Genomic DNA, 25,625 nt, shown 5'->3' with positions numbered 1-25,625 from the left:
CATGAAATATTCGGGATGGTTTGCCAGTTTACTGGCCTTGCTGCTCACAGGTTGCCAGACCAGTAAAGCGGCGCCTGTCTATGCGGCCTTAATTGAACAAACCACCCCGGATATGATCCGTGAAATACAGCACGCCATCGTCGCCCTCAAGGGCGGCGCAGCTCCTCAGCTGGCGCACAATGTGTTTATGAAGCATTCCACGTTATTCCTTGAAAAAGGCAATCCACTGGATCCCTATGGACAACCGATTGTCGGCAGCAGAGAAGGTGGCATAACCGGTTTTGAACTGCAAAAACGCGGCGAGCAGTGTGTGTTATATTACCCCACAAGCGGAGAATATCGGGTGCTGCCTTCGGTGCCCTGCGTGGTCAACCCGCAACAGCCTTAACATAGCAGGCTCTATACCTCGCTTGCCTCAGAGCATGCTTGCAACCTTTCCCTTTATCGGTAATATGACTGCCACTAATTGAGGGAGTCATATGTTGTTATCACCAGCCGAATTATTCACCCCCCAGCTGCCATTCGCCAGTTACAGTAGCACGTTTTGCGTTGCCGATTATCAGGACAGCGATTTTGCCCACTATGCTCAACCCTTGCCCGATAAACTCGGCCGTGCTGTTGCCAAGCGCAAGGCCGAATACCTGGCCGGACGCCACTGTGCCAGTCAGGCGTTACAAATGCTGGGATTGCCTCATACCGTTATTGCCAGTGCCGACAATCGTGCGCCTATCTGGCCAACAGGCATTCAGGGCACCATCAGCCATACCCAGGAGGTAGCCATGGCGATGGTCAGTGATGATCCCAAGGTACGGGGATTAGGCATAGACTTGGAAAGGAAAATGTCAGACAAACAGGAGCGGGAGCTACAAACGCAGATCCTGGCAAAGGCAGAGCAGGCAGCGTTCGAACAGCTGAGTAAAACACAGAGCTGCCCGCTGACGTTGATCTTCTCCGCCAAAGAAAGCATTTATAAAGCGCTCTACCCTGTGGTACAACGCTTTTTTGGCTTTGAGGCAGCATGCCTGATTGAGCACAGCGATAATCAGCTGCACTTTGCGCTCACCGAGACACTGCATGAGACCCTGCCACAGGGCACCCGGATCAGCGTCTATTACCAGCTCAGTGACGAGCTTGTACTGACCGAGTGCTGCCTGCGCGCCGCGCCCTAGGCGAGCGCCGTTTGCTGTGCTGATGACTCAGCGGGCGCCGCGCTGGCAGGCTCGCTGAGACAACCGTTGTCCATTTTAAGTAGCCGGTCGGCCAGGCCAAAATACTTGTCATCATGGGTTATCACCAGCACGGTTTTGCCCTGAGCGCTTAGTTCTGGCAACAGCTCGCGATAAAACACGTCTTTAAAGACTGGATCCTGATCCGCCGCCCATTCATCAAAGATGTAAAACGGCCTGTCTTCCATGTAGGCCACCACCAACGCCAGACGCTTACGCTGACCCTGCGAGAGCTTTTGGGTGGTAAACGCGCCGTCTTTAATCGCCACTTTATGGTGCAAGTTCAGCTTGCGGATCAAGGCATTGCCTTTCTCTTCCAGCGCTTTTCCTTGACATCCCAGGACTCGATCAAAGAGATAAAAATCACTGAATACCGTGCTGAATAGCTGGCGATAATCATCGAACTGCGCCGATTGCACCGCTTGCCCGTCAACCAGAACCTGTCCCTGCTGCGCTTCAAAAAGACCACACAACAATTTGGCAAAGGTGGTTTTACCACTGCCGTTGCCGCCCACCAGATAGACTAACTCGCCTTTGCGCAGCGTCAGATTAATCGGGGTCAGGGCAAACACTTCATCACTTTGCTCGTGGTAATAACCGTGACTGATGTCTGTCAGGGTAAGCTGGTTAAAGTCGTTCATGGCCTCATTGCTGCTCGGCATCAGCGCCATGTCTTTGGTTAACGTGGCGATGGTATTGGCCGAGGCCTTCGCGGCAGCAGCTTTGGGAATGGCGGCCAGCATCACCTCCAGTGGCGTCAGCATATACAAAAATAACAGCGCAAAGCCCGACATCACCTTACCACTGTCTGCCCCAGGTGCAGACAGATAAAACAGCGCACCGCCGATAAAGGCAAAGACACTAAAACCGCCCCAGGATGCCGCATAGTGATACATGCTGGCGCCCTGCACCCGGCGCTTTTGCAATAAAGTAATGGTGCTGCCAATCACATCCTGAAAGAAGGTTTCACGCTTTTTACGGTGCAACTTGAGCTCTTTTGCGCCGGCATAAATGGCATCGAACTGATCGTATAAGGTGTCCTGAATTTTCGCCGCCTCGGTCACTTTTCGAAACGCATTGGCATTGGCCAGACTGTAGCCTACTGAGCCCAGTACCAGCGTAAGCAGAGCGAATAAAAATACCTGCCAGTCGAGCCACGCCATGTAAACAAAGCTGCCCAGCACCACCATGGCATTACTGAGAATATTCGGCAGGCTCTGGAAAAACTCCGCCACTTTGAGGCTATGCTCGGTCAGGCAGGATTTAATCTTGCCAGCGCCCTGGGCTTCAACATGACTGAATTGCGCGCCTATCACGTGCTCAGCTACCTCGCGGCGCACCGTGGCTTGACTTTGCTGGCTAAGCTGCTCAGCGAGTAATTTAGAGGCCAGTTGCAGGCTCACCCCCAGACAGGCCAGTACGGCAAACCAGATAAACTGCTCAGAGCGGCCAGCCTGATCACTGTTAATGATTTCGTTGATCAGGGCAACCAGCGACACGCTGATCAAACCAAACAACACACTACTGAGTGCGGTGGCGATAAAGCGCCACCAGGTATTACGGATCAATTTTGCAAGCACGGGGTCTCTCTTCTTTGCTGACGTGGATTTGCTTTAGGTGGTGACGAACAGGGAGTAAAAAAATTCACCCACAAAACGTCTAGGTATCGGTATTTGTAGCAAATCAACCACGAGGTCCGCTTGCTTCCAACATTACAACCGTTTTTTCAGGGGCCCTTTCGGGAATATGGCGAGGCCGTCACTTTGTCACAGAGCCCGGACTTGCCGACACTGGCACAGCAATTTGCCGAGGTAACGGCGTTAAAGAGCGCCATAGCTGGCTGGGCACGTGCTGAGGGGATAGATTCGCCCCGGGCACAAGCCTCTGTCTGGCATATGCGCTATTGCGTGAGGGTGCTGCCGAGCGTGCTGCTCAGCCACAGCGTGCTCAACCTGGATTTGCCTATAGCGGCGCAGCAGGTGCAACTGTGTTTAACCACACAGCGGCTGATGCTGCCAACTTGTGGCCAGCCAGTTGCGCCTGCCAGCTGCACAGCCGAGAAATATCATTCGCTGATCTTTGCCCACTTTGCCCCGCTGCATGCCTTTCTCAGTCGCCATTTTAGCGTCACAGAACGGGTATTGTGGAGCAATCTGGTGTTTCGCCTGCGCCACATCAGCACCACCATCGCCAGTGTGTTGCCTGATGCCTCTGGGCTGCAACAGGATGTGCGCTCCCTGCTGAGCCAAGATTGCTGGCAGGACAAGCCCAACCCGCTATTCAGTGCGCAGCGTAACGAATATATGGTCGCAGGCAAGCGGGTACGCGGTGCCTGCTGTTTGCTGCACGCCCACCCGCACAAAGACTACTGTGGCGACTGCCCCAAGCGCCCGGAGTTTATGGCGGCACGCAAAACCGCCCGCAAGCAAATTGCCTGCGGGACTAAATCTTTTTCGCAATGAGTCGTCTTGGTCACATCTCGCTGAGTGTAGTTTGCATCAGCGTTGCTATCGACAGAGTCAACAGAGGAAAGTAAACCATGCATGCTGGTCAATTATCCGAGCCCACCCAGACGCACGAACTTGGCGAGTTCCGGCCCGAGCAGGACTGTTTATTTGTGTCCGGGCCGTCATGCCTGATAAGCCGCGGTGTGGCCAGACGTTTTACCTTACCCATCAATGACAATGCGGCATTGACCAGCAGACTTAAGCAACAGCTGGACGAACATGCCGCCAGAACCGGCGGCCAGGCCATTGCCTTCGGTGTGGTGCCGTTTTGTAAGCAACAACAGGCTCAGTTTATTATCCCGGAGCAGGTCAGCACACTGGACAAGCAACTGTTTGCACAGTGCCTGAGCGCACAACAGGCTGGCGCGCAGACGCCCAATCGTTTGCAGTCGGTGCACTACAAACAGGACAGAGCCCATTTTGAGCAGACCGTGCGCGACGCCAAAGCACTGTTTGCCGATGGCCAGCTGGATAAAATCGTCCTCAGTAAACAAGTTGAACTGCACTTTGAACAACCGCTGGACCAGGTGGGTGTGCTCTCACAACTGCTGGCACAAAGCCCCAGTGGCTATCACTTTTCTATTCCTGCTCAGTTACACGATGCCCATGCTGAGCAAAATACCGGCGTACTGATGGGTGTGAGCCCGGAGCTGCTGCTGCGCAAAACAAACGAGCAGATTTTTAGTAATCCGCTGGCCGGGTCCATTCCCCGCGACCCTTGCCCCAGTGTTGAAGCCCAGCGCCGCGCCACTTTGTTCGCGTCGAAAAAAGACCGCTTTGAACACGCCGTGGTCTTGCAGGACATGGCCCAGATCCTCGGCCCGCTCTGCAGCCAGTTGCATATCCCTGAGCAGCCCGACTTGCTCAGCACGGCGACTATGTGGCATTTATCTACCGTGATCGAGGGCACACTCAAAGCCCCCGAACAAAGCGCGATTGCACTGGCCAACCGCCTGCACCCGACACCGGCGCTGTGCGGCAAGCCCACTGCGCTTGCGTACCAACATATTGACGCGCTGGAAGGTCATGGCCGCGGGCTTTTCTCCGGGATCGTCGGCTGGTGCGATAACCAGGGCAATGGTGAGTGGGTGGTGGTGATCCGCTGTGGTTACCTGCAAGCCAACCTGGCGACCCTGTTTGCCGGTGCCGGCATTGTCGCCGCCTCCGATCCCAGCTCAGAATGGCTGGAAACCGAAGCCAAATTAAACACTATGCTGAACGCGCTGGACGTACGGCATGCCTATCACTTAGCAACGAAACACACACTATGAGTATTGAATATACCCCGTGGCCCGAAGATCTGGCCGCCCACTACCGCGCCCAGGGCTACTGGCAGGATAAACCGCTCACCAGTATTTTGTACGAGCAACTGGCGCACAACGGACAAGGCATTGCCGTAGCCGATGCCAATCGACAGCTGAGCTATCAGCAGCTGGATGACTACAGCTCGAACCTGGCAGCGCAGCTGGCCAGCCAGGGGCTGCAATCAGGCGACACGGCGCTGGTTCAGCTGCCCAACTGTGTGGAGTTTTACATCAGCTATTTTGCGCTGCTTAAACTCGGTGTTGCCCCTGTGTGTGCCTTGTTTAACCATCAGCGCACTGAACTGCAAAGCTACTGCGAAATTCTGCAGCCTAAGCTGTTGATCGTCTCATCAGCTCAGGCGCTGTTTGCCGATGAGTCGTTTACGCACGAGCTGTATAATCGCTTTGCCTGTATCAGTCACATTATGGTCGATCACACCAAAGGCAATAGCGAGCTCAAACAGGCCTATTTACAAACGCGTACCTTTAATGCACCAAAGCTCAATCCAGAAGATGTGGCGTTTTTCCAGCTCTCTGGCGGCAGCACCGGTACTCCGAAACTGATCCCGCGCACCCACAATGATTACCTCTATTCTGTGGTTGCAAGCCGGGATATTTGCCAGCTGCATGGTGACACCCGCTATTTGTGTGCCCTGCCGGCTCCGCATAACTTCCCGCTCAGCTCACCCGGTGCACTGGGTGTATTCGCCGCTGGCGGCTCCGTAGTACTGGCCTCCGATCCCAGTCCCAGCCACTGCTTTCCTTTAATTGAACGCTTTGCCATCACCCACACCGCACTGGTGCCACCGGCCTTGCAGCTGTGGTTGCAACACGCCCAGCAAAGCCAGCATGACCTGAGCAGCCTGGCACTGATCCAGGTTGGCGGTGCCAAACTCAGCCGCACTGTGGCCGAGCAGGTCAGGCCGCTACTGGGTGCCCAGCTTCAGCAAGTCTTTGGTATGGCAGAAGGACTGGTCAACTACACCCGCCATGACGATGACGACGAGCTGGTACTGACCACTCAGGGTCGCCCGATCAGTCCCGACGATGAAATCAAAGTGGTCGATGAGCACGGCAAGCCGGTCGCGCCCGGTGAAGCAGGCAGACTCCTGACCCGTGGACCCTATACCTTCAGGGGCTATTACAAGTCACCTCAGCATAACGCCAGTGCATTTGATGCTGACGGGTTTTATGCCTCGGGCGATCTGGTAAAACAACTGCCCTCCGGCCACCTGATTGTGGTTGGGCGTGATAAAGATCAGATCAACCGTGGCGGCGAGAAAATCGCGGCCGAAGAAGTGGAAAACCATTTGCTGGGCCATCAGCACATCGAGCAGGTTGCCATTGTCTCTATGCCCGATGCCACGCTGGGCGAAAAAAGCTGTGCCTTTGTCGTCGCAGCCGAAAAACTCACCCCGCTGCAACTGCGCAAGTATCTGCGCCAGCTGGGGATCGCCGATTTTAAAGTGCCCGATAAATTCCAGTTTGTCGCCGACTTACCCCTGACTGCGGTCGGTAAAGTCGATAAAAAAGCCCTGCGCGCCACCTTCGACGGCCAGGCCTGATTAATAAAAGAAGCAAAAACACCATGAGTATTCCTAAGCTATCCCATTACCCGTTACCCCGCGCTGCGGAGTTACCCGAAAACCGCGTTGACTGGCAACTTGATGCCAGTCGTGCCGCCTTACTGATCCACGATGTGCAGCATTATTTTGTTGGCTACTATGGCGACAACAACCCGCTGATTGAAACCATGATCAGCCATATTCAGCGCCTTAAACAGTTCTGTTACGAGCAGGGCATTCCGGTCTTTTACACTGCGCAACCGATCAAACAGGGCCAGCATGAACGCGGGCTGCTGAGCGATATGTGGGGCCCGGGCTTGCAAGACCCGGCCCAGCAACCGATTGTTGATGCGCTGGCCCCCTCCGAGCAGGACGTGGTACTGACCAAGTGGCGCTACAGTGCTTTCCAAAAGTGCGACTTTGAACAGCAACTGCGTGAACGTGGCCGTGATCAGCTGATGATCGTTGGTATCTATGGCCATATCGGGGTGATGACCACCGCGGTCGACGCCTTTATGCGTGATATTCAGCCCTTTGTGATTGCCGATGCAATCGCCGATTTCAGCCGCGATGAGCACCTGATGGCACTGAACTTTGTGGCCGGGCGCTGCGGTAAAGTGGCGACGGTTGCCGAGATCCTGGGCGAAGAAACGCAGGACATCACCACGCTTGAAGGCCTTAAAGCGCATATCCTGCCACTGATTGATTGTGAGGAGGATGAATTTGATGAGCATGAAAGCCTCATCGATTATGGCCTGGATTCCGTTCAGGTGATGAACCTGATTGCCCTGTGGCAGCAGCAAGGCATAGAAACCAACTTTATTGAACTGGCCCAGATCCCGACGCTGGCCGCCTGGGTTGAGCTACTCGAAGAGCGTAAGGAGGACTGATGTCCAGCGCTTTGCCATTAACCGACTCGCAGCAGGCCATGTGGCTGCTGCACACCATCAGCGGTCGGGGTACCTTATTTAACGTCGCCGAATGTATCGAGTTTCAGGGTCAGATCTCCGTAACCATGTTACAGCAGGCGCTGGCCCACGTTTGGCAAAGCAGCGACTGTCTGGCGAGCCGGTTTGTCCATGACGCCAGTTTTGTGCCTCAGCTGCGTCCGAACAAGGACGTGCCGCAGATCGATATTCACACTCAGGACACCCAGCCAGAAGACATTCAGGCTTTTGCCAATGACTTTGTTGCACCATATATGGCACAGAGTTTTTCACTGCCCGATGAGGCTTTGCTAAAGCTGACGCTGGTACGCACGCCAGAGCAAGATCTGCTGTTTATTGTCGGCCACCATTTGCTGCTCGACGGCTACGGATTTGGTCTGTTTACTCAGGCACTGAACCGCAGCTATAACGCATTACAAAAAGGCCGGGCATTGCCCAATCTGCGCTTTGGTACACAAAGCCAGTTGCTCGAATGGCAACGCAGCGAAACCTATCTGGCCCGTCAGCAGGTGGCCAAAGCCACGCTGATCGCCTGGCTGGAAAACGCGCCGCCACCACAGAGCTTTAGTGCCAAAGATGCGGACGTCACCGAGGCGAACCGCCGCCAAAGTGCCACTTTGAGCCGCGCAGACTGGCATACCATTCAGTCGGCCGCCACTTTGTGCCAGGCCGCTCATGCCGAGCTGCTGATCGCCGCCGTGTGCGCCGCGCTGGTTGCTAAATCCGCTCAGTACCATGTCACCCTTGGCATGATCATGATGAACCGCCAGCATCAGGTAGAGCTGAGCACGCCCTGTGTGCAAAGCAACGTGATGCCGCTGCCGCTGGAGCTGGATGCCGAAATGACCCTCAGCCAGTGCTGCCGGGTGATCAATCAGGGGATCAAAGCGCTGAAATCACTGCAAACCTTCCGGGTAGAAGAACTCAAGCGCGAACGTAACAAACAGGGCCTGAGCCCGCACGTATATGGCCCCACGGTTAACCTGTTGCCCTTCTCAAGCAGTCCGAAGTATGGTGCGGTGTCGTGTCAGTCGCACATTCTCAGCGCCGGGGCCACCGACGACATTATGCTGCAATGGCATTTATTGCAGGACCAGCCGGCGAAACTGGATACCGACGCCAATGTCGCGCGCTATACAGATACTGAGCAACAGCAGGTGCAGGCGCAGATCTTTGCCGCAGCCCGTTGCTGGTCGGCACAACCAAACCGCACACTCCTTTCGGTGATCGAAGCACTCAGCGCAGGAGCAGAGTATGCCGTTTGATGCCAGACTCAAAGAGGAATATCGCGACAAGCTGGTATGGATCAGTGGGGTTGGTCAGGGCATAGGCCTGGCCGCGGCGCAGCGTTTTCATGCCCTGGGTGCCAAAGTGATTGGCTTTGATCGCCAGTTTAGCGACCTCAGTGTGCTGCATCGTGCGGTGGAGTGCGATTTAGGTGCACCAGAGCAGCTTGCTCACCAGCTCGACACGCTGATCGCCCAAGGCCTTGCCCCGTATAACCTGATCAGTGTTGCCGGGGTACTGGAGCTGGGCGATTTAGAGCAGCTGACGCTTGAGCAGTGGCAACACTGCCAGCACGTCAACAGCACGGCCGTGTTTACCTTTTTACGTGCCTGCACGCCCCACTTTAAACAACAAGGCACAGGCGCGGTAGTAACCATAGGCTCCAATGCCGCAAATACACCACGCCAGCAAATGGCAGCCTATTGCGCCTCCAAAGCTGCCGTGACTCAGCTAACCCTTACAGCCGGACTGGAGCTGGCCAACTTCGGTGTGCGCTGCAATGTCATTGCTCCCGGCTCGACGCTGACACCAATGCAAACGGGCATGTGGCAAGATGATCAGGGCGCCCAGCGGGTGATCGATGGCTTTGCGGCCCAATACAAATTAGGGATCCCATTACAAAAGCTGGCCACGGCTGAAGAAATTGCCGACAGTATCGTGTTTGTGGCATCCAGCCTGTCTTCCCATACCACTATGCAGGTACTGACCATTGACGGTGGCGCGACGTTTTAACGTCTCGCCCCATGCTCCTGAACGATTAAGTCAACGCCTCCAGCTGCTCAGCCTGAGCATCCATGATTCGTTGCGGGTCAAGACAAAACGCCTGGATCACTAACTGATAGATGTGCGCCAGATCGGCAATGTCCTGGACGTCGGCCGATTCGTTCACCTGGTGGATATTGTCGTTTCTGAGACCAAATTCAATTACCTGAGTATGACTGGAAGCAATAAAGCGCCCGTCGGAGGTTCCGCCATCTGTGGTCAGTACCGGCACCTGTCCTACCACCGCTTCAATGGCATTACAGATCAGGGCCACAAACTCATCCGCCTGATTAAAATACGGCGCACAGGGGCGTTGCCACTCGATGTCGTAATTCAAGTCCAGATCCAGCAGAATGTCGTCGATCAGGCGCTTCAGCTCCGCTTCGTTAAAACGGCTGCTATAACGAAAATTAAAGCAGACATCACAGGCGCCTGGCACCACGTTATCTACAAACTCGCCGCTGTTGAGCTGAGTCACCTGAAATGTGGTGCCCGGCATCTGCGGCGTACCTTTGTCCCATTCCAACGCCAGTAAGCGCTGTAATAAACGCGCGGTATGATGGGTGGCATTGTCGCAGTTGTGCGGATAAGCCACATGACCCTGACGCCCGTACACCCGGATGTGCGCAGACAAAGAGCCACGACGACCAATTTTGAGTACATCGCCCAGCGTTTTGCGACTCGATGGTTCACCGACCAGGCAATAATCCGGCAGATGATCGATCCCCTGCTGCTTGAGATGGCTCATCAGCGCGGCCGTACCGTGCTCCGCCTCGCCTTCTTCATCACAGGTGATCAAAAACATCAGGCTGCCACGCGTACACTGCGCCAAAATAGACTCGACGGCAGCAATAAAGCAGGCAATTGCGCCTTTCATATCCGCAACGCCACGACCATACAAGCGGCCATCCTGAATGTTGGCGGCAAAGGGCGGGCTTTGCCACAACTCCAGCGGGCCCGGCGGCACCACATCCAGATGTCCGGCAAAAGCCAGTGTTTCACCGGGGCCAAACACGCGTTTAGCCACCAGGTTGCGCACGCCCTGACGAGTGACTTCGTGGCAGTCAAAACCAAGCGACTGTAACTTGCGCACTAAAAAGCAGAAGCTGCCGGCATCGTCCGGGGTAATGGATTTATAACGCACCAATTTTTGAGTCAGTGCAATGGCCTGTTCACTTAATGTCGCACAGCGTTTCAGAGCCGTTCCGGCAACTTGCATATGGCTTTACCCGTTTATTCTTAGTTATTGAAATGATGGACAAAAGTAAAACCTTTGCCCCGGTTGATTAGCTAGACGAGCCGATGGGTAAAAAATTCATATTAATTGCCGGATTTTTGCCCTGGATCAATGCGATTTTTTTCACTGCGCTTTGTGCTGATTTCCCCTACTTCAGCCCTAAAGAAACGCCCGCAGCCTTCGTCCTTAAAGGCAAGAAACACTATTTCACGCAGCTTTGCGTGTGGTTAAGGTAATCAAAGGCAAAACAATGAAACTATACGACGTGATTGGGATTGGATTTGGTCCCGCCAACCTGGCTCTGGCCATCGCCCTTCAGGAACAAAATAAACTGAGCGATCGAGTCTGCTTTATCGAAAAGCAGCAGGACTTTTTGTGGCATGGCGGCATGTTGCTGGACAACACCACGATGCAGATCTCGTTTTTAAAAGATCTGGTCTCGCTGCGCAACCCAACCAGTCACTTCAGCTTTATTAACTACCTGCACCATAACAAGCGTCTCGACAACTTTATCAATCTGAAAACCTTCTACCCGTCACGACATGAATTCAACGATTACCTGGGCTGGGCCGCCAGCCACTTCCGCGACTATTGTCATTTTGGTGAGCAGGTGTGCGCCGTAGAGCCGGTGCTGCTGGACGGCCAGGTTGATCACCTCAAAGTGATCAGTCGCGACAGCGAAGGTCAGCAAAGTGTGCGCCTGACCAAGCACCTGGTGGTCAGTGTGGGTGGCTCGGCCAAAGTACCGGCGCCATTCAATGCCTTACAGGACGCCGAGAACGTCTGGCATTCGTCACAGTATCTGCATAACAAGGACAAAGTACAAGACGGCGATCGCGTTGCAGTGATTGGTGCCGGTCAAAGTGGTGCCGAGATCTTTGCCGATCTGGCAGCGATGACCGAGCAGCCTGAGGTCGATATGATCATGCGTGCCGGTGCGATGAAACCTGCCGATTCCAGTCCGTTTGTTAATGAGATCTTTGATCCCGGCTTTACCGACGTGGTCTTCAGCAAGTCGCCGGAGCAAAGAGATCGTTACTTTAACGAGTTCCGCAGCACCAACTATTCAGTGGTCGATGAGCCGCTGATCGACCACATTTACGCCAGCCTGTACCAACAAAAACTCAACGGCACAGAGCGTCTGGCGATCCGCAACCGTACCAGTGTCAATGCAGCCCGCATTAATGCCGAGGGCAAAGTGGTTCTGGAGCTGGAAAACATTCATGGTGTCAGTCAGGTGGAATATGATCAGCTGGTGCTGGCCACAGGCTACCAGTATCCGAGCCGCTCACCGCTGCTTGAGCAGGTGAGTGAGTGGTTACAACCAAACATTACACGCCAATATCAACTGGAGACCAGCGAGCAGTTCAAGCCCAAGATCTTCACTCAGGGTGTGAACGAGCAGACCCATGGGATCAGTGATTCTCTGCTGTCTATTCTGGCGGTGCGCTCCGCTGAGATTGTCGACGCCCTCGAGCTGTGATCTCCCTGTTACGGGCTTCCCTCGGAGCCCGTTTTTTTCCTTTCCAATCCCCACTTCATATACGCCAAACGCTTATTTACCCCTGAAAACACATAAAAAAACCGCTTTGCAGCGGCTTTTTAAGCAGTAGCGGGAGGTTAATCCCGCTGAGTAAGTTTGGCTATCAAATCGGTCTGAACCGCTGCGGCGCGGATGATCTGCTGGTGATCATCCTCTGTGTGGGTCGCCGTCACTGTGCTGCCCAGCATGGTTTGATAGGCCGCCGTCGCTGCGGGGTCGGCATCCGTTGACCACCAGGCGTGCGCCCGTTCGGTCACACCATCCAGAGTGTAATCCGGCTGATGTTCTGTTGGCGTCATTCGGGCCAGTCGATACAGCTCAAACCCGTCGGACAGCAGTTTGCCAAGCTCCTGCTGTGGCAGCAGTAGCAGCTCTTCATTGAACAGTTCAGCAAAACGAGTGCGATGTGCCACCAGCCAGCTTGCCAGCGTATCTGCATCCTTCAGGTCTTGCTGTAACGCCTCGCTGAGCTCTGCCACAAACGCCTGATACAATGCGGCGTCGACCGATTGGGCTGCCCCACCAATCCACTCCAGCACCCAGTCGGACCAATTCAGCTGCGTCGCAGCAAAGTCGCTACACGGGTTCCAACTATCCACCAGATACACCTGACGCACGTTGCGCCCCTGCGCTTTAAGCGTGCGGGCCACCAGTACTGCCAGTGCGCCACCCAGTGACCAGCCCATCAGATGGAAAGTCCCGTGCGGCTGCGCCATCATCAGCGCCTCAGCGTAATGCTCGGCCAGCGCCGTCAGGCCATTAATGTCTGACAGGTTCGCCGCCGGCGCCACCCCGACGCAATTAAACTGACCCGTGAGCTGCTCGGCCAGCGGGCGGTATGGCGCAGTCAGGCCATTGCCTTCATGGAAACAATACAAGGTCTCGGCTTTGTCCGTGTGCGGGTTCAGCGGCTGCAATACGGAGTTATTGGCGTTTTGCATAGTCGCGACCAGCGCCGCCAAATCACTCGCCTGCCACAGTTGCTTGAGTGCCAGCGGCTGCTCACTGCGCTGCTGCCACAGGCTGATCACTTTCAGCCCGGAGATGGAGTCGCCGCCCAGCGCAAAGAAATTATCCCGGCGCCCGACCTGCGCCACGCCCAGCACCGTTTGCCAGATCTCGGCCATCAGGGCTTCAGTGTGGTTATGTGGCGCGACATAACTGACTTCACTTTGTAGTTCGGCCTTCGGCAGGGCCTTGCGGTCAATTTTGCCATTGCTGTTCAGCGGCAAATCGCCCAGTGCCATGATCACCGCAGGCACCATGTAGTCCGGCAGACTGGCTGTCAGCATGGCTTTGAGTGCGCCTTCATCGGGCAGCTCGCCCTGATGGCCACTGACATAGGCCACCAGACGCTTACCACTGGGGGTGTCATCCGCGACGACCACGGCCTGACGTACTTCAGGGCGCTTGCGCAGCAGGGTTTCGATTTCGCCCAGCTCAATTCTGAAACCGCGAATTTTCACCTGATGATCGGTCCGGCCCAGGTATTCCATCAGCCCCTGCTCGTTCCAGCGCACCAGGTCGCCGGTGCGATATAAGCGACTGCCATCATTGGCAAATGGGTTAGCGACGAAGCGCTCGGCGGTCAAGTCCGGACGGTTCAGATAGCCCCGTGCCAGACCAATCTCTTCGGCCAGATATAGCTCGCCCACCTGTCCCGGCAACACCAGATTGAGGTGACTGTCGAGCAGCCAGGCCTGACGCTGGCCAACCAGCTCGCCGATTGGGGCATACACCGCATCAAACTCGCTGCCCGGCAGGGCTTTCCAGGTCAGTGGCGTGACCACAGTTTCGGTCGGACCGTAACCATTGATAAAGAAGTCAGGTTTTAATACCCGCTGGGCCAGCTCAAAGGTGGCCTGTGGCATCGCATCGCCACCAAAACAGTAGACCCGGACCGACGGCGGGTTGCCGACCTGCTCGACATGGGCTGCCAGCTCACGCAGGAATACCGGCGGGAAGACAGCTATAGACACCCGCTGCTGATGCAGGTTCTGATAGGTTTCGTGTAAGTCCCACTGGCGCTCAGGGCGGATCACCACAGCCGCGCCATGGGTCAGCACCGTCAGCCAGCGCTCATGTGCACCGTCGAAACAGAACGACATAAAGATCAGCTCGCGATCACTGGGGCGCATTTCATAGCGGCGACCAATGCCGCGGCAATGCGCCGCAATAGACGCCCGGCTGACCAGCACGCCTTTAGGATTACCCGTCGAGCCCGAAGTGTAGATCAGATACGCGCCCTGCGCCGGACACACGGCTGGCTGCTGCCATTGTTCGCTCAGTTCAATGTTGGCAAAAGGGTGTAACGTGGCTGAACCGGCAATGTCATCCAGGCTGTTGTCGCTGGTCAGGATATGGGCCATCTGACTGTCCTTGATCATGTAGGCCAGACGTTCGGGCGGATAACTGAGATCCATCGGCACATACACAGCGCCGGCCTTGAGAATGGCCAGAAATGCCAGCGGTAAATCAATCCCTCGCGCCAGTGCCACACCGACGCGCTGCTCAGGCTTCACACCCTGTTCGCGCAGGTAATGGGCCAGCTGACTGGACTTGTCGGCCAGCACTTTGTAGCTGTAGCTGCGTCCATCGCAGATCACCGCCTCGGCATCTGGTGTCAGCTCCGCCAGGCGGTTGATTGTTGACACCACATCCTGATATTGCGTCGCACCGAGCTGTGGTACTGCACCACCCGGCAAATAAATTGGCTCCACCGCGCCCGAATGCAGCGGCGTGATAGACTCACCAAAGCCCAGCCCCTGCAAGGCCTGCTGCTGTGTCTCGCTGACCAGTGAAAACTCAGACAAACGCGCCTGCGGTGTCTGCAACATAGCCAGGATCAGCGTTTTATACTGCGCGGCCAGTGCTTTTACATCGGCTTCGGCCAGCTCACTTCCCTGATAGCTGAAGTGCAATCTTAGCGTCTCTTCCTGAATAAAGCTGATGGTCAGCGGGAAGTTGGTTTCTTCGCGATCTTCCAAGACTTCAAAACGGGTCTGACGAGACTCCTGTTGTAACATCGCTTCATCAATGGGGTAGTTTTCGAATACCAACAGGGTATCGAATAAGCCCTCGCGGCTGAGTTCCAGTGACTGTGCTGCCAGCTTCTGAATGTCGTACAGCGGCGTAAACTCATGCTCACGCACTGCCAGCGCCGTGCTTTGCTGTGCCTGAAGCCAGTCGTTCAGCGACTGAGCCGGATCGACGCATGCAACCATAGGCACGGTATTGATAAACATGCCCTGGATGGCGTCATGACCGGCCAAATCGTTTGGACGACCCGAGGTTGTGGCACCGAAGCACACCGTATCGCGACCCAAATAACGGCTCAGCAGCAGCGCCCAGGCGCCCTGCACCAGGGTATTCTGGGTAATGCGATGGTCCTGACAAAAAGCCACCAGCTGGGCAAATTCAGCGTCCGACAGGTGCACATCAAAGCCACCAAACTGGCCGCTCTGAGGCTTGTTCAGGGTGCCGCTCAGGTAACTGGGTTCCTCCAGTAGCGCCAGTTGTTGCTGCCAGAAAGCGCGATTTTGCGCCTCATCCAGTTGCGCCAGGTAAGCGATATAATCGCCATACTGGCCAGTCACCGGCGCTAAAGTTTGCCCTTCGTAGGCCATCAGCACTTCACCCAGCATGGCGGCACGGCTCCAGCCATCGGTGAGAATATGGTGCATGGTCCAGACCAAAGCATGACGACCGTCTGACAGCTCGATAATGCGCATTCTGCTCAGGCCCGGTTCGCCTTGCAGATCAAAGCCGCGACGTGACTCTTGTCTGGCAAACGCTTTCAGTGCCGCCTCAGAGACCGCCCGGTCACGCCAGTCCAGCACCAGCCAGTCAAGCTCGGCTGACTGAGCGACATACTGTAACGAGATACCGTCGACATCGACAAACCCGGTACGCAGCGCGTCGTGGCGATCCACCACCTGCTGCCAGGCGGCTTTAAAGCGGGCCACATCCAGACCCGTAACCATAAAGCAGCTTTGGTTAACATAGGTTTCGCCCCCCTGATAGAGGCTCTGGAACAGCATGCCCTGCTGCATCGGCGACAAAGGATATAACGTACTGACGTGCTCGAGTGCCAGCGGCAGGTTGTCGATTTGTGCCTGGCTCAGCCCGCTAAGTGGCAGATCGGATGGCGTAAAGGTCGCCTCAGCCACTGCGCACTGGGCCACCACTTCTTCCAGAGCACCTTGCAGATGCGCGGTGAAGATCTCCACCTGCTGTGCAGGCAGGCGTTGTGGCGCGTAGCGAACCAGTACCTGTAGCTGACCTTCAGTGACTTGCGCGGTGATCGACAGCTCTGTGTCCATTTCATAGTTCGGATCCCAGGCCGTGCCGGTGGACTCAGTAGCAGGTCGCCAGCCGGCTTCTTTGCTGGCCACGTTGTCGAGCTGGCCGAGATAATTAAACTCGATTTCAGCGGGCGTCTGAGCCGCCAGTTCGCTGCGCTGCGAGGCACTGCCGTAGTAACGGAAAGCACCATAACCTATGCCTTTGTTCGGGATGCCGCGCAACTGCTCTTTGTTGTACTTTATGGTGTCGGACAACTCGGGAAGACGCGTCAACAACACCGGGAACAGGCTGGTAAACCAGCCCACAGTGCGACTCAGGTCGACCTCATCATTCAATGGCTCACGGCCATGTCCTTCCAGGTTGATCTGATGCTCAGATTGCGCGGTCCAACGGAATAAGGCCTCGCTCAGTGCACTGAGTAACAGGTCATTGACCTGAGTGCGGTAAGTCTGCCCCGCCTGGGTTAGCAGTGCCGTAGTCGTTGCCGTATCGAGTGTCAGGGTAGCAATATCCGCGGCCTGATACTGGCGACTGCCCGCCGGGTTCAGCTCGGGGAAACGGGTCTGCGGCGTCGCCATTTCCTGCCAGTAGGTATATTCAGCCGGATGCGCCGAGGCATAGCTTTGGATCTGCTGTGCCCAGAACTGATAGCTGTGACTTTTTGCCCCCAGCTGTGCCTGTTCCGATTGCCACAAGGTGGTCAAATCTTCCAGCAAGATGCGCCAGGAAACCCCATCGACCGCCAGGTGGTGGATCACCAGTAATAAGCGCGCAGTGCCGTCGTCAAGACTCACATGTACCACGCGTAGCAGCGGGCCATTTTCCAGATCCAGACTGCGCTGCGCCTGCTCGGCAATGTCACTCAGCTCACTGATTGAGGCACGCTGATACCAGATGCTTTGCGCCGCCATCTCGGCACTGACATCGCGATAACTTTGTTGCCATTGTCCAGCTGCATCACGAACAAAACGCAGTCTCAGCGCGTCGTGCTGGGTCAGCAATGCAGTCACCTGTTGTGTCAGCTGCTCGGCAGTCAGCGGCGTCGCCAGCTCCAGCATCACCGCCTGGTTCCAGTGCTGGTAATGCGTCATGCTGCGCTCAAAAAAGGCCTGCTGAATTGGCAGCAGTGCCACCTGACCACTGACATTCTGCTGTGGTAAAGCATCCGCAGCGTGCTCCGTCATCATTGGCGCCAGTCTGGCCACCGTTTGCAACTCAAACAGCTGTTTTGCCGTCACTACGAACCCGCCCTGACGCAGTCGGGCAATGATCTGTAAACTCAAAATGGAGTCGCCACCCAGCGCGAAGAAGTTATCATCCCGGCCAACCTGAGCAACACCCAGCACACTTTGCCAGCTTTCAGCCAGCAATTGCTCGGCCTTGCCCTGCGGCGCAACATATTGAACGGTGCTGTTCAGCTCTGGTTTTGGCAGCGCTTTTCGGTCGATTTTGCCATTGCTGTTCAGCGGTAACGTATCCAGCACCATGATCACAGCCGGCACCATATATTCTGGCAGTTGGGCTGCCAGTTCTGCTTTTAGCGCGTCGACAGCCAGTTCGACGTCCGCTTCGCCCGACACATAGCCTACCAGACGCTGCGTCGCGCCATCGCGGTCGGCCACAATGACCGCTTCCCGGACACCATCTATGGCGTACAAGGCGGCCTCAATTTCGCCCAGCTCAATTCGGAAGCCACGAATTTTCACCTGATGGTCGGTCCGACCGAGATAATCCAGCTGGCCTTCGCTGTTCCAGCACACTAAGTCGCCACTGCGATACATGCGGCTGCCATCATTCATAAAGGGGTCGGCCACAAAGCGCTCGGCGCTCAGGTCGGCACGGTTAACATACCCCCTTGCCAGACCCGTACCGGCAATATAAAGCTCTCCGGCCACACCCGGCGGACACAGGTTCAGTGCCCGGTCGAGTACATACAAACGGGTCCCCGCAATCGGCGCACCAATGGGCACCGGTAATGCCGGGTCGCCATGACAGGTAAAGTGACTGACATCCACCGCCGCTTCGGTCGGACCATATAAGTTATACAGCTTAGCCTGTGGCAATTTGCTCAGCGCCTGCGCCTGCACTTCACTGGGCAGGGCTTCACCACTACATAAAATACGGCGAATGCTGGTTGCGGTATGCACCGACTCATGACCAATAAACGCCTGCAGCATTGAGGGGACGAAGTGCAAGGTGGTAACGCCAAAGTGATTGATGGTGTCGAGCAGCTGAGTGCTGTCTTTATGGGCCCCCGGCTGGGCAATCACCAGCTCCGCACCGTACATTAATGGCCAGAAGAACTCCCACACCGACACATCAAACCCGAAAGGGGTCTTCTGCAGCACTTTGTCGTCTGCACCAATCGGATAAGCCGACTGCTGCCAGGCGATACGGTTGTATATCGCGCTGTGCTGGTTCCCCACGCCTTTGGGCTTGCCAGTCGAACCAGAGGTGTAAATCACATAGGCCAGCTGGGTTGCCGGGATGTCGTGCGCAGGTAACTGCATGGGATAGTCTGCCAATGACAAACTTTGATACGTGACGCGCTCAGCCAAATCGCTCAGGCTGTCCAAACGCGCCAAAGAGTCATCGCCTAAGAACAACGATAGGCCACTGTTGCTGGCGATATAAGCGATACGATCCAAGGGCAGTGACGGCTCTAATGGTACGTAAACTGCACCGGCCTTCACCACCGCCAGAATGCTTATCACCATTTCCAGGCTGCGCTCGAACACCAGCGCGACTTTGTCTTCTGCCCCAATGCCCCGGGCATTCAGGCAGTGGGCCAGTTGGTTCGAGGCCTGCTCCAGCTCAGCGTAAGTCATGCTCTGCTGGGCAAAGCGTAGCGCCACCGCATCGGGCGTGCGCGCACTTTGCTCGCTGATCAGCGTCGTGATCGGGCGCTGGTAGTCAAACGCCGGGGTGCCCGTGCCAGTATCCAGTAAGGTGCTACACTGCGACGTGTCCTGCAACTGTAACAGCGCCGCTAGCGGAGTCTGTGCAGCGTCCACCATAGTCAACAGCAGGGTTTTAAACTGAGTCGCCAGCGCTCGGATATCCGCTTCGGCCAGCACGCTGCCCTGATAGCTGAAGTGCAACTTCAGGGTTTGCTCCTGGATAAAGCTGATGGTGAGCGGGAAATTGGTCTCTTCACGGGCATCACGCACCGTAAATTCAGTTGCCTGCTCGTCCTGCGGCAATGCCGTCGTGATTGGATAATTTTCAAAGACTAATAAAGTATCGAACAGCCCATGCTGATCCAGGGTCAGGTGCTTCGCCTGCTTCTGGATCTCATACAGCGGCGTAAACTCATGCTCTCGCCCGGCCAGGTTGGTCCCCTGCAAGGTTTGTAACCACTGCGCCAGGGTCACTTCAGGCGCTACTTCAACTACCACGGGCATGGTATTAATAAACATCCCCTGAATGCTTTCATGGCCCGCCAGCTCGGTTGGACGACCCGAAGTTGTGGCACCAAAACACACCGCTTCACGGCCCAGATAACGGCTCAGCAAGAGCGCCCAGGCGCCCTGCATCAGGGTATTCGCAGTCAGGTGGTGCTGTCGCGCAAAAGCATTCAGCGCGGTATTTTGCGCTTCATCCAGCTGCACATCCAAAGCCGCATGTGCGCCGCTTTGTGGGGCCTTAAACGCCCCGCTGAGGTAGCAGGGCTCTTCCAGCATGCCAGTCTGCGTTTGCCAGTAAGCCAGGTTTGCCACCACGTCCTGTTGTTCAAGGTAAGCAATATAATCGCCATACTGAGCCTGCGGCTCTGCCAGTGTCTCGCCATCGTACATACGCAGCACTTCGCCCATCAGGGCGGCACAACTCCAGCCATCGGTTAAGATATGATGAATCGTCCAGACAAAGGCGTGGCGCTGTGGTGCCAGCTGTATCAGTGTAAAGCGCTGCAATCCGCTCTCGGCATCCATCGCAAAGCCCTGCTGGCGGTGCGATACGCTCAGTTCGGCCAGCTGACGTTGCTGCTGCGCGCTATCGAGGTGCTGCCAGTCCAGAGTTTCCCATATCGGCTGCACGGTTTTGCGTACAAATTGCAGTGGTCGGGGGTCCAGACTCACAAAGCCACTGCGTAAGGCATCATGACGGGCGATTGCATTCAGCCAGGCGGCTTTAAAACGTGCGACGTCTAATCTCTTGATCTCTAAACTGGTTTGATTGACATAGGCCTCGCCTTCTTCCACCAGACTGTGGAATAGCATACCTTGCTGCATCGGTGACAAGGGGTATAAATCGCTGAGCTCAGCGGTGTCGAGAGGCAGCTGATCCAGCTGTTGCTGGTCCAGCCCGCTCAGCGGTACATCACTGGGCGTCAGACAGCCATGAGTGTCGCAACAGTGCGCAACCAGCTGTGTCAGTGCCTCATGCAGATGCGCTGCAAAGGCTTGCATATCGGCTTCACCAATACGCTCACGGCCATAGCTGATAGTCAGCTGCAAGGCCCCGTCACTGACCTGGCCATTGATGCTCAACTCACTGTGTGGTTCATAATCCGGGCTGAATGACGCGCCACTGTGCTCACTGGCCAGACGCCAGGGCGCATCGCCCTGGTTGAGCGTGTTGTCGAGCTGACCCAGGTAGTTAAATTCTATCTGACCCAGAGGCTGAGCAGCTAACGTCGCCTGTGCTTGCGACTCACCAAAGTATTTCAAAGCACCATACCCGATGCCTTTATTCGGCACACTTCTGAGGTGCTCTTTGGTATGCTTAATGGTCTCTGACAGCGCATTTAAACGTGTCAGATGAACCGGATATAAGGTAGTAAACCAGCCAACACTGCGGCTGAGATCGGTGTGTGCATCCCAGGGTTCGCGGCCATGGCCTTCGAGGTTGATCACGGCCTCCTGCTGACCCGTCCACTGGTAGACGGCTTCACTCAGCGCACTTAACAGCAGCTCATTGACCACAGTGCGATAAGGCTTTCCTGCCTGTTGCAGCAGACGCTCAGTGGTGGACTGCTCCAGCGTCACACGCACTTCGGCACTGTCCGCCAGACGTCGGCTTCCCGCTGGGTTTAACCCCGGAATAGTCAGCGCTGATGACTGTTGTTGTGTCCAGAATGCCAGTTCCTGCGAATTCAGGCTGGCGTAATCCGCTACCTGCTCGGCCCAGTACTGATAACTGTGACTCTTGCTGGCAAACTCGCAAGCCTGCTGTTGCTGCGCTTGTGCATAACCGCGCGCCAGGTCATCCAGCAACACTCGCCAGGAAACCCCATCGACCGCCAGATGGTGGATCACCAGTAGCAGCCTGGCAGTGCCATCCTCAAGCGTCATGTGGACCACTCGCGCCAATTCGCCACTGTGAATATTCAGGCTGCGCTGCGCCTGCTCAGCCACCGACGTGATCTCAGCACTTGCGACGTTGCGCTCCCAGACACTGGCCACGGCACGCTCGGCGTCAAAAGGCAGGTAGCGCTGCTGCCACTGCCCTGCCTCGTTTTGGCTAAAGCACAGGCGTAATGCATCATGATGTGCAACCAGGGCTGACCAGACCTGCTGTAGTGCCGCGCCATTCAGCGGAGCGGCCAGCGTCAGTAGCAGCGCCTGATTATAATGATTTTTGTCGCTCAGACTGGTCGCCAAGAACTGCTGCTGAATGGGTAACAGTGTTACCTCACCACTGACTTGCTGCGCAATCCGCTGGCTGGCAGGCAGTTCAGTCAATGCCGGAGCCAGGCGGGCAATGCTGTGCAGTTCAAATATTTGTTTCGGGGTCACCACCAGGCCGTGCTCGCGCAAACCGCTGACGATTTGCAGACTCAGAATAGAATCGCCCCCGAGTTCAAAGAAGTTGTCCAGCCGTCCTATCTGCTCCTGACCCAGCACTTTTTGCCATACCTGTGCCAGTGCCAGTTCACGCTCACCCTGCGGCGCTTCGTACGCCACGCTGGATTCATGACTGGGTTTTGGCAGTGCCTTACGATCGATTTTGCCATTGCTGTTCAGCGGTAACGTTTCCAGCACCATGATCACAGCCGGCACCATATACTCTGGCAGTTGGGCCGCCAGTTCTGCTTTGAGCGCGTCGACCGCCAGTTCAACGTCCGCTTCGCCCGATACATAGCCTACCAGACGCTGCGTCGCGCCATCACGGTCGGCCACTATGACCGCTTCCCGAACACCACTAATGGCGTACAAGGCGGCCTCAATTTCGCCCAGCTCAATGCGGAAGCCGCGAATTTTCACCTGATGGTCGGTCCGGCCGAGATAATCCAGCTGGCCTTCGCTGTTCCAGCACACTAAGTCGCCACTGCGATACATGCGGCTGCCATCATTCATAAATGGGTCAGCCACAAAGCGCTCGGCGCTCAGGTCGGCACGGTTAACATACCCCCGTGCCAGACCCGTACCGGCAATATAAAGCTCACCGGCTACCCCTGGCGGACACAGGTTCAGTGCCCGGTCGAGTACATACAAACGGATCCCCGCAATCGGCGCACCAATCGGCACCGGTAATGCCGGGTCGCCATGACAGGTAAAGTGACTGACATCCACCGCCGCTTCGGTCGGACCATATAAGTTATACAGCTTGGCCAGTGGCAATTTGCTCAGCGCCTGCGCCTGCACTTCACTGGGCAGGGCTTCACCACTACACAGAATTCGGCGAATGCTGGTTGCGGTATGCACCGACTCATGACCAATAAACGCCTGCAGCATCGAGGGTACAAAGTGCAAAGTGGTGACGCCAAAGTGATTGATGGTGTCGAGCAGCTGAGTGCTGTCTTTATGGGCCCCCGGCTGGGCAATCACCAGCTCAGCGCCATACATTAATGGCCAGAAGAACTCCCACACCGACACGTCAAACCCGAAGGGGGTCTTCTGCAGCACTTTGTCGTCGGCACCTATCGGATAGGCCGACTGCTGCCAGGCGATACGGTTGTATATCGCGCTGTGCTGGTTCCCCACGCCTTTGGGCTTGCCGGTCGACCCTGAGGTGTAAATCACATAGGCCAGCTGGGTTGCCGGGATGTCGTGCGCAGGTAACTGCATGGGATAGTCTGTCAGTGATAAACTTTGATAGGTGACACGCTCTGCCAAATCGCTCAGGCTGTCCAGACGCGCCAGAGAGTCATCGCCTAAGAACAACGATAGGCCACTGTTGCTGGCGATATAAGCGATACGATCCAAGGGCAGCGACGGCTCTAATGGTACGTAAGCTGCACCGGCCTTCACCACCGCCAGAATGCTTATCACCATTTCCAGGCTGCGCTCGAACACCAGCGCGACTTTGTCTTCTGCCCCAATGCCACGGGCATTCAGGCAATGGGCCAGTTGATTAGAGGCCTGCTCCAGCTCAGCGTAAGTCATGCTTTGCTGGGCAAAGCGTAGCGCCACCGCCTCGGGCGTACGCGCACTTTGTTCACTGATCAATGTGGTGATTGGACGCTGGTAGTCAAACGCCGGGGTGCCCGTGCCGGTATCCAGCAAGGCCTGAGTTTGTGCGCTTTGCAGCAAGGAGACATTATTGACAGGCTGATCTGGGTCACTCAGGCAGGTATCCAGCAAAGAGACTAGTTGTGTCAGACATTGCACCGCAAAATCCGCATCATACAACTCACTGGCAAACACCAGGTTCAGGCTGGTGCCATCGGTAATGTCTTCAATCACATCCAGTTGCAAATCAAACGGCATACCAAAGCGGTACATTTGCGTGCCAGACAGACTCAGTGACTCAAGCTGGCTAAAGTTACGCTTATCACGGCGCAGGTAATTAAACATCACCTGGAAAACCGGATGTACACCACGCTGTCGCGCGGGCTTTATCGCTTCAATCAGCTTGTCGATCGGTAAATCCTGGTTACTCTGTGCCACCCGGCTCATTGCCGTATTCTTTGTCAGGAGTTGTTGGAAGCTGTCGCTGTCATCCACCTCGATTGGCATCACCTGAGTATTAACAAAATAGCCCACCACGTTTTGCGTTTCGCTGCGGTGACGATTAGCTATAGGTACACCGACCCGAATATGCTGCCCACCACTGAGCCGGGCCAGTAGGGTTTGCCATGCTGTTAGTAAAATCAGATACGGAGTAATTTGATATTGCGTTGCCAGCGCGCTGATCCTTTGCCACAGTGCCCCTGGCACCGGCCGGGTTTCAAAGCCAACCTGATAATTCAGGTCATGGCGCTGGTGGTCGCGGGCCGGCAGCCTGAGGGTGTCATCGGTCTCCACTAAATGTGGTAACCAGTTTGCCAGTTGTGTGGCAAATAATTCGGAGCGCTCCTGCTGTTGTTCCCATTTGGCAAATTCTAAAAAGCCTGGCACCGGCGTCCGATCGACCGTGCCTTGTGCACCATACAATGCAACAAACTCATCCAGCAGTTGCTGCATCGAGGTACCATCGGTAATGATGTGATGCATAGTCACGATCAGGCTGGTCTGCGTCCCCCGGGTGGCAATCGCAATGCGCAGTAAAGGCGCCTGGCACAAATCGAACGGCTGCTCCACAAAGGCACGGATCGGGTCGTCCGGCTGTTCATCGTGCACCGTCAGTTCAGTCACGTCCAGTTGCTGATATTGACCATCAATCTGATAGACCTGCTCAGCGGCTTCAACAAATCGAATACGTAAACCAGAGTGTTTCGCCAGCAGCACTTCGAATGCCTGCTTAACCCGCAATGGCTGCAACTGGCCATCAAAATGCAAGGCACCAGCCAGGTTATAAGACGCATCAGCCGGGTCCATTTTCCAGGCATACCATAAAATCTGCTGCGCGGCAGTCAGTGGCACCTGTTCACCGGGGGCCACGCTCACCGTCAGCTGGCCGGTCGTTTCCGAGGCCTCTGCAATACGGGCCTGCAGGCGTTGTTGATCTTCACTAGAGAGGGACGAAATGGCGCGATTTCTTCTGGTACGTCTTTGCTGTGACATTCTGGCTCCACTGCAGTCAGCTAAATTGGGATTCTAAAATATGACTGCAAGACG

General features: G+C 55.8%; 12 protein-coding genes. 9 read left to right on the top strand and 3 right to left on the bottom strand.

Going from position 1 to position 25,625, the window contains the following annotated elements:
• Position 1 precedes the first annotated feature (1 nt).
• Positions 2-388, top strand: a complete 387-nt coding sequence (locus L1285_RS10105; RefSeq protein WP_235412234.1) for a hypothetical protein — start codon at positions 2-4, stop codon at positions 386-388.
• A 91-nt stretch (positions 389-479) separates the two neighbouring features.
• A complete protein-coding gene (locus L1285_RS10100) occupies positions 480-1,169 on the top strand; it encodes a 4'-phosphopantetheinyl transferase family protein (RefSeq protein ID WP_235412233.1) in 690 nt (229 codons plus the stop codon).
• Here L1285_RS10100 and L1285_RS10095 read toward each other — a convergent pair.
• The gene (locus L1285_RS10095; RefSeq protein WP_235412232.1) at positions 1,166-2,806 is read right to left on the bottom strand and encodes a cyclic peptide export ABC transporter; all 1,641 of its coding nucleotides are present in this window, start codon (positions 2,804-2,806) and stop codon (positions 1,166-1,168) included. The genes L1285_RS10100 and L1285_RS10095 overlap by 4 nt on opposite strands.
• 120 nt (positions 2,807-2,926) lie before the next feature.
• Between L1285_RS10095 and fhuF the strand changes: the two genes are divergently transcribed.
• The 6 genes from fhuF to L1285_RS10065 all read left to right on the top strand — a co-directional run bounded on the left by fhuF (position 2,927) and on the right by L1285_RS10065 (position 9,568).
• Complete coding sequence (gene fhuF, locus L1285_RS10090) at positions 2,927-3,688, top strand: siderophore-iron reductase FhuF (RefSeq protein ID WP_235412231.1); 762 nt, start codon at positions 2,927-2,929, stop codon at positions 3,686-3,688.
• Positions 3,689-3,765: 77 nt separating this feature from the next.
• On the top strand, positions 3,766-5,004 hold the full coding sequence (locus L1285_RS10085) for an isochorismate synthase (RefSeq protein ID WP_235412230.1): 1,239 nt from the start codon (positions 3,766-3,768) through the stop codon (positions 5,002-5,004).
• Positions 5,001-6,602, top strand: a complete 1,602-nt coding sequence (locus L1285_RS10080; protein ID WP_235412229.1) for a (2,3-dihydroxybenzoyl)adenylate synthase — start codon at positions 5,001-5,003, stop codon at positions 6,600-6,602. The genes L1285_RS10085 and L1285_RS10080 overlap by 4 nt, the downstream gene beginning before the upstream one ends.
• Positions 6,603-6,625: 23 nt before the next feature.
• Complete coding sequence (locus L1285_RS10075) at positions 6,626-7,492, top strand: isochorismatase family protein (RefSeq protein WP_125782711.1); 867 nt, start codon at positions 6,626-6,628, stop codon at positions 7,490-7,492.
• On the top strand, positions 7,492-8,814 hold the full coding sequence (locus L1285_RS10070) for a condensation domain-containing protein (protein WP_235412228.1): 1,323 nt from the start codon (positions 7,492-7,494) through the stop codon (positions 8,812-8,814). The genes L1285_RS10075 and L1285_RS10070 overlap by 1 nt, the downstream gene beginning before the upstream one ends.
• Positions 8,804-9,568 carry an SDR family oxidoreductase gene (locus L1285_RS10065; RefSeq protein WP_235412227.1) on the top strand — a complete coding sequence of 255 codons (765 nt, stop codon included), beginning with the start codon at positions 8,804-8,806 and terminating at the stop codon, positions 9,566-9,568. The genes L1285_RS10070 and L1285_RS10065 overlap by 11 nt, the downstream gene beginning before the upstream one ends.
• A 25-nt stretch (positions 9,569-9,593) precedes the next feature.
• On the opposite strand, the gene dapE is transcribed toward L1285_RS10065, so the two are convergent.
• Entirely contained in the window at positions 9,594-10,817 is a 1,224-nt protein-coding gene (gene dapE / locus L1285_RS10060) for a succinyl-diaminopimelate desuccinylase (protein WP_235412226.1), read from the bottom strand.
• Between the two features lie 268 nt (positions 10,818-11,085).
• Between dapE and L1285_RS10055 the strand changes: the two genes are divergently transcribed.
• Positions 11,086-12,318, top strand: coding sequence for a lysine N(6)-hydroxylase/L-ornithine N(5)-oxygenase family protein (locus L1285_RS10055; RefSeq protein WP_235412225.1), 1,233 nt, complete (start codon positions 11,086-11,088; stop codon positions 12,316-12,318).
• Between the two features lie 137 nt (positions 12,319-12,455).
• Here the strand turns inward: L1285_RS10055 and L1285_RS10050 are convergent, their stop codons facing one another.
• A complete protein-coding gene (locus L1285_RS10050) occupies positions 12,456-25,571 on the bottom strand; it encodes a non-ribosomal peptide synthetase (RefSeq protein WP_235412224.1) in 13,116 nt (4,371 codons plus the stop codon).
• Between the last annotated feature and the right edge of the window lie 54 nt (positions 25,572-25,625).

Source organism: Pseudoalteromonas sp. DL2-H2.2 (assembly GCF_021532535.1).
Lineage (GTDB): Bacteria > Pseudomonadota > Gammaproteobacteria > Enterobacterales > Alteromonadaceae > Pseudoalteromonas > Pseudoalteromonas rubra_A.
Note: the sequence above shows the minus strand (reverse complement) of the source record. Positions and strands in the feature narration are given on the sequence as shown.

What these genes read in the sequence shown, in the direction of transcription:
- L1285_RS10105 (WP_235412234.1), top strand. Translation starts at nt 2, where the DNA reads ATGAAATATTCGGGATGGTTTGCCAGTTTACTGGCCTTGCTGCTCACA.
- L1285_RS10100 (WP_235412233.1), top strand. Translation starts at nt 480, where the DNA reads ATGTTGTTATCACCAGCCGAATTATTCACCCCCCAGCTGCCATTCGCC.
- L1285_RS10085 (WP_235412230.1), top strand. Translation starts at nt 3,766, where the DNA reads ATGCATGCTGGTCAATTATCCGAGCCCACCCAGACGCACGAACTTGGC.
- L1285_RS10080 (WP_235412229.1), top strand. Translation starts at nt 5,001, where the DNA reads ATGAGTATTGAATATACCCCGTGGCCCGAAGATCTGGCCGCCCACTAC.
- L1285_RS10075 (WP_125782711.1), top strand. Translation starts at nt 6,626, where the DNA reads ATGAGTATTCCTAAGCTATCCCATTACCCGTTACCCCGCGCTGCGGAG.
- L1285_RS10070 (WP_235412228.1), top strand. Translation starts at nt 7,492, where the DNA reads ATGTCCAGCGCTTTGCCATTAACCGACTCGCAGCAGGCCATGTGGCTG.
- L1285_RS10065 (WP_235412227.1), top strand. Translation starts at nt 8,804, where the DNA reads ATGCCGTTTGATGCCAGACTCAAAGAGGAATATCGCGACAAGCTGGTA.
- dapE (WP_235412226.1), bottom strand. Translation starts at nt 10,817, where the DNA reads ATGCAAGTTGCCGGAACGGCTCTGAAACGCTGTGCGACATTAAGTGAA.
- L1285_RS10055 (WP_235412225.1), top strand. Translation starts at nt 11,086, where the DNA reads ATGAAACTATACGACGTGATTGGGATTGGATTTGGTCCCGCCAACCTG.
- L1285_RS10050 (WP_235412224.1), bottom strand. Translation starts at nt 25,571, where the DNA reads ATGTCACAGCAAAGACGTACCAGAAGAAATCGCGCCATTTCGTCCCTC.